Source organism: Neisseria sp. P0001.S005 (assembly GCF_051963715.1).
Map to the genome: position 1 here is coordinate 1 of NZ_JBQCTZ010000213.1, position 5,624 is coordinate 5,624.

Annotated in this window: 1 protein-coding gene and 3 pseudogenes; 3 read left to right on the forward strand and 1 reads right to left on the reverse strand. The window is 50.5% G+C overall.

What is annotated here, in order from left to right:
- A pseudogene (locus ACTHSP_RS17145) lies at positions 1–251 on the reverse strand (glucose-6-phosphate isomerase); the annotation flags it as partial.
- 251 nt (positions 252–502) lie between these two features.
- On the opposite strand from ACTHSP_RS17145, the pseudogene ACTHSP_RS17150 reads away from it, so the two are divergent.
- The 3 genes and pseudogenes from ACTHSP_RS17150 (at position 503) to parC (ending at position 5,566) form a co-directional block, all read left to right on the forward strand.
- A pseudogene (locus ACTHSP_RS17150) lies at positions 503–1,546 on the forward strand (LacI family DNA-binding transcriptional regulator).
- A gap of 196 nt (positions 1,547–1,742) precedes the next feature.
- Positions 1,743–3,054, forward strand: a pseudogene (locus ACTHSP_RS17155) (MFS transporter).
- Positions 3,055–3,262: 208 nt separating this feature from the next.
- Positions 3,263–5,566, forward strand: a complete 2,304-nt coding sequence (gene parC, locus ACTHSP_RS17160; protein WP_049351108.1) for a DNA topoisomerase IV subunit A — start codon at positions 3,263–3,265, stop codon at positions 5,564–5,566.
- Positions 5,567–5,624 lie beyond the last annotated feature (58 nt).

Sequence of the window (5,624 nt, forward strand, 5' to 3'; positions counted from 1 at the left end):
TTGATTTTTTCACCGCTGCTCATGGCCTGCATATATTGTGGCAAATCGGCTGCTTCGGCCAGTTGGCACAATAAATCTAGGGTGTTTTCATCTAGACGGTTTTTGCTGTAATCAAATAACAAACCGTGCAGAATTTCGTGCATATTGTTGAAACGTTCGGCATCTGCGGCGAAGCGTTCGCGCAGGGTAACGTGTTGAGTATCGGCATGATGGGCTTCCAAGGCCTGCCATGCGTCTGAGTATGCGGACATCTCGTTTCCTTAGTATGTAACGGTAAACAAGCAGGGTATCTATTTTCTGCTTTTTATAGTTGTTTGTAGTTTAACAAATTTGGACAACTTTTGGGAGGTGGTAGGGGCGGTTTTGTTTAAGAAATGTATGCAAAATGAAATATAAACGGTTGATTATCATCAATTTTCTGTAAAAAAGGGGGTATGACACCGATGTCTGCTGTGTTATCCTATGTAACATTATTGAAATCTTGTCGGGGCGGGTCCGTAAGATGGCTACAATTTATGATGTCGCTGCTTATGCCGGGGTATCTCCCAAGACGGTCAGTCGGGTGATTAACAGCGATGCGCCGGTCAGTGAGAAAACCCGTTCCAAAGTAGAAACAGCGATTGCTGCTTTGGGCTATATCCCGTCTTCTGTGGCACGGATTATGCGGTCACACCGTTCCGGATTGGTCGGTCTGATTACCGGCGCCATTTCGCGGACAGGCGAGAATACGGGCGGGCACGGCATACCGGATATGTTCTTGATTAAGGGCATTCAGCAGCAGATTCGCGCACAAGGCAAGATTTTGATGATTGCCGACATCGATAATAAGCCGGGTCAGCCCGGTCAGATGGAACCGTTGATCCGTACCTTTATGGAACATCGTGTTGAGGGGATTTTATATGTGGCAGGTTTCCATCAGGAAGTATTGCTGCTGGAAGTGCCCAACCGTTGCCCGATGGTGTTGGTCAACTGCTTTGATTCGGCGGGTACGCCGGCGGTTTTGCCGGACGATGAAGCAGGGTAGTATGGCTTGGTGCGCCGGATTATCCAAAGCGGACACAAACGGATTGCTTATGTAACTTTGCAACCGGGCGTAGAAGCGACACGTTTGAGATTGGCCGGATACCGCCGTGCTTTGGCTGATGCGGATATTGTCTTCGATCCTGATTTGGTGCAAACTGGCTATCCTGACTTCAGCAACGACAGCGGGTCTTTGATTTTGGCTATTTTGAAGCTGCTGTCTTTGTCGCTTCCGCCGATGGTAATTTGCTGCGGCAACGATGAAATGGCGGTGCGCGTGTACGGGATTTTGAGGACACGCGGCGTGCGGGTCCCCGAGCAAGTTTCGGTTGCCGGCTATGATAACCACAGCGCGATTGCGGAGACGCTGTTTCCGCCGTTGACCAGTACAGAGTTGCCCTATTTGCGCATGGGTGCGATGGCGGCGGATTTGCTGTTTCGACACATTGAACACCCGACCGGCTCGGTTCAGCCAGTCAAGGTCGTTGGGGAAACCATCTGGTGTCAGTCTGTGATTAATAAATAGTTTCAGACGGCCTGAAAATAAACTTTAAACAATACAAACACACATCAAAATAAGAATCATGCAAACGGTCAAAATAAAGGCCGTCTGAAAACGGAGTTGCCTCAGTAAAAAGGGCAGCCCAAAATAATAAAAGCGTCATACCGCTGAAATTGGAGTTTGTTGTTTCCATAGTTTATTACCCAGGAGTAGCCTTCCTATGAAAATCTCCCCACAAGTGGCGATGACACTTCGCCAGATTATGCTGATGAACTTCGGTTTCTTCAGTATTCAATATAGCTTCGGGTTGCAGCAAACTGCGATTAATCCGATTTTCAGCTTTCTTAATCCAGATCCCAGTATATTGCCTTACCTTAATATGGCCGGCCCGGTTACTGGCTTAATCGTACAACCTATTATTGGTGCAATGAGCGACCGAACATGGGTACCGGGATTGGGGCGCCGCCGTCCGTATTTCTTAATTGGTGCGATCGGTTGCAGTTTATGCTTAGTTCTTGTATCCGCACGTTACCGCCTTGTGGATGGCTGTATTGCTGCTGTGGCTCTTGGACATCAGTAACAACACCGCAATGGAACCTTTCCGTGCCTTTATTGCCGATACGGTTCAATCCACCGGTTTCTTGATGCAGTCTGTGTTTACCGGTTTGGGTATTACCCTTGCTAACATTTCTCTTTATCTCCTTAAACAAGTTGGTTGGTTGAACCAAACTTCTGAAGTGGGTATTCCTTATTGGGTATTCGGCTCATTCTATATTGGTGCGGTTTGCTCTATTGGTTCTGTCCTAGTAACTGTATTAACTACTCCTGAACGTGAACCTTCACCTCAAGAAATGGCAGCAATTAAAGCTCAACCAAGAGGTCCTGTTCATGCCGTCAAAGAGATCTTTAGTGCCATCAAAGAAATGCCCAAACCTTTGTGGCAGCTTGCTTCAGTTTATCTTTTCCAATGGTATGCACTTTTTATTTATTGGCAATATATTTCACACAGTCTTGTTAAATCTGTTTGGGATTCCACCTCTGCTGATAAGGTTGCTTATCAGGAGGCTGTTGCATGGACCGGTTTGGTAAACGGTTTCTACAACGTTGTAACCTTTATCTCCGCCTTCGGCCTGATGTGGATGGCGCGCAAATATGCCGCCAAATATGTTCACGCCTTTGCCGTAACCCTTGCCGCGCTGGCCTTGCTCACCATTCCGCACATCGGCAACAAATACCTGATGTTTGCCCCGATGATTGGTTTCGGTGTCGGTTGGGCAAGTATGATGGGCGTGCCGTTTATGATTGTGGTCGGTTCTATTCCGAAAGAACGTTACGGCGTGTACATGGGTATTGTGAACATGATGATTGTGATTCCAATGCTGATTGAAACCGTATCTTTCGGCTGGGTGTACAAAACCTTCTTGGGTTCAAACCCTGCCAACGCGATGACGTTTGCCGGTGTTTTCCTCGCCATTGCCGCCGCGTTGACCTTAACCATTAAAACTGCGGCTAAACCGGCTACTACAGAATAACGAAGTTTTGATTTAAAACCAAAATGAAAAGGCCGTCTGAAACATGAAATGGTTTCAGACGGCCTTTTTTGTCGAAACGGATTCCATTTGCTGACCTGATTCGGTAAGCCTTATTGTCGCTGCACTACCGTTCATCACTCAAATTGGCTATGACTACCGATTTTGCTTTACAATATCCTTCTTTAATTTATTTCGTTTTACCATCCTGATGACAGAACACATTTCCGCTCCAAGCCCATCTCCTATCGGCGAAGACTACCTGCTGTTAGGTCAGTACGCCGAACGCGCCTATCTCGAATACGCCATGAGCGTGGTCAAAGGCCGCGCGCTGCCTGAAGTTTCAGACGGCCAGAAGCCCGTGCAGCGGCGCATTTTGTTTGCCATGCGCGATATGGGTTTGACGGCGGGGGCGAAGCCGGTGAAATCGGCGCGCGTGGTCGGCGAGATTTTGGGTAAATACCACCCGCACGGCGACAGTTCCGCCTATGAGGCAATGGTCCGCATGGCGCAGGATTTTACCTTGCGCTATCCCTTAATCGACGGCATCGGCAACTTCGGTTCGCGCGACGGCGACGGGGCGGCGGCGATGCGTTACACCGAAGCGCGGCTGACGCCGATTGCGGAATTACTGTTGTCCGAAATCAATCAGGGGACGGTGGATTTCGTGCCGAACTACGACGGCGCGTTTGACGAACCGCTGCACCTGCCCGCCCGCCTGCCTATGGTGTTGCTCAACGGCGCGTCGGGCATCGCGGTGGGCATGGCGACCGAAATTCCGTCGCACAATTTGAACGAAGTCACGCAGGCGGCGATTGCGCTGTTGAAAAAACCGACGCTGGAAACCGCCGACCTGATGCAATATATTCCCGCGCCTGATTTTGCCGGCGGCGGTCAAATCATTACGCCGGCGGACGAATTGCGCCGGATTTACGAAACCGGCAAGGGCAGCGTGCGCGTGCGTGCGCGTTACGAAATCGAGAAACTGGCGCGCGGACAATGGCGCGTGATTGTGACCGAACTGCCACCGAACGCCAATTCCGCCAAAATCCTTGCCGAAATCGAAGAACAGACCAACCCGAAACCGAAAGCGGGTAAAAAGCAGCTCAACCAAGATCAGCTCAATACCAAAAAGCTGATGCTGGATTTAATCGATCGCGTGCGCGACGAGTCCGACGGCGAACATCCCGTGCGTCTGGTGTTCGAGCCGAAATCCAGCCGCATCGATACCGATACCTTCATCAACACGCTGATGGCGCAGACTTCGCTGGAAGGCAATGTGTCCATGAACTTGGTGATGATGGGGCTGGACAACCGTCCCGCGCAGAAAAACCTGAAAACGATTTTGCAGGAATGGCTGGATTTCCGCGTCGTTACTGTAACACGCCGTCTGAAATTCCGTTTGAACCAAGTGGAAAAACGGCTGCACATCCTTGAAGGCCGTCTGAAAGTTTTTCTGCACATTGATGAAGTGATTAAAGTCATCCGCGAATCAGACGACCCGAAAACTGACCTGATGGTGGCGTTCGGGCTGACCGAAATCCAAGCCGAAGACATTTTGGAAATCCGCCTGCGTCAGTTGGCGCGTTTGGAAGGTTTCAAACTCGAAAAAGAATTGAACGAATTGCGCGAAGAGCAAGGTCGTCTGAATATCCTTTTGGGTGACGAAAACGAAAAACGCAAGCTGATTATCAAAGAGATGCAGGCGGACATGAAGCAGTTCGGCGACCCGCGCCGCACGCTGGTGGAAGAAGCCGGACGCGCGGTGCTGACACAGACCACCGCCGACGAACCCATCACGCTGATTCTGTCGGAAAAAGGCTGGATACGCAGCCGTGCCGGACACAACCTCGATTTGAGCCAGACCGCGTTCAAAGAAGGCGACCGCCTCAAACAAACCCTCGAAGGCCGCACCGTTTTGCCTGTCGTCATCCTGGATTCACTGGGCAGAACCTACACGCTCGATGCCGCCGAAATCCCCGGCGGACGTGGCGACGGCGTGCCGGTTTCATCGTTAATCGAGCTGCAAAACGGCGCGAAACCCGTCGCCATGCTCACCGGCCAGCCCGAACAGCACTACCTGCTCTCAGGCAGCGGCGGTTACGGCTTCATTGCCAAGCTGGGCGACATGGTCGGGCGCGTGAAAGCGGGCAAAGTGGTGATGACTGTGGACAGTGGCGAAACCGTCCTGCCGCCGATTGCCGTCTATGCTTCCTCGCTCATCAACCCCGACTGCAAAATCGTACTGGCAAGCAGCGACCACCGCCTCTTGGCGTTTTCCATCGGCGAACTCAAAGTCATGCCCAAAGGGCGCGGTTTGCAGTTGATGTCGCTGACCGACGGTGCATCTTTGGAACACATTATGGTGACGACCTCTCCTGAGTTTACCGTTGTATCGGTCGGCCGACGCGGTGCAGAATATCAGGAAAAACTGCGTATTGCCGATATTGACGGCAAACGCGGTAAAAAAGGCAAGGTATTGGAAATCTCAGGCCATCTGAAAAGTTTGTCCTGAAACAAGAACAAATATATCTAAATAAATTAAATTTATACGACATTGCATGATAATAAAA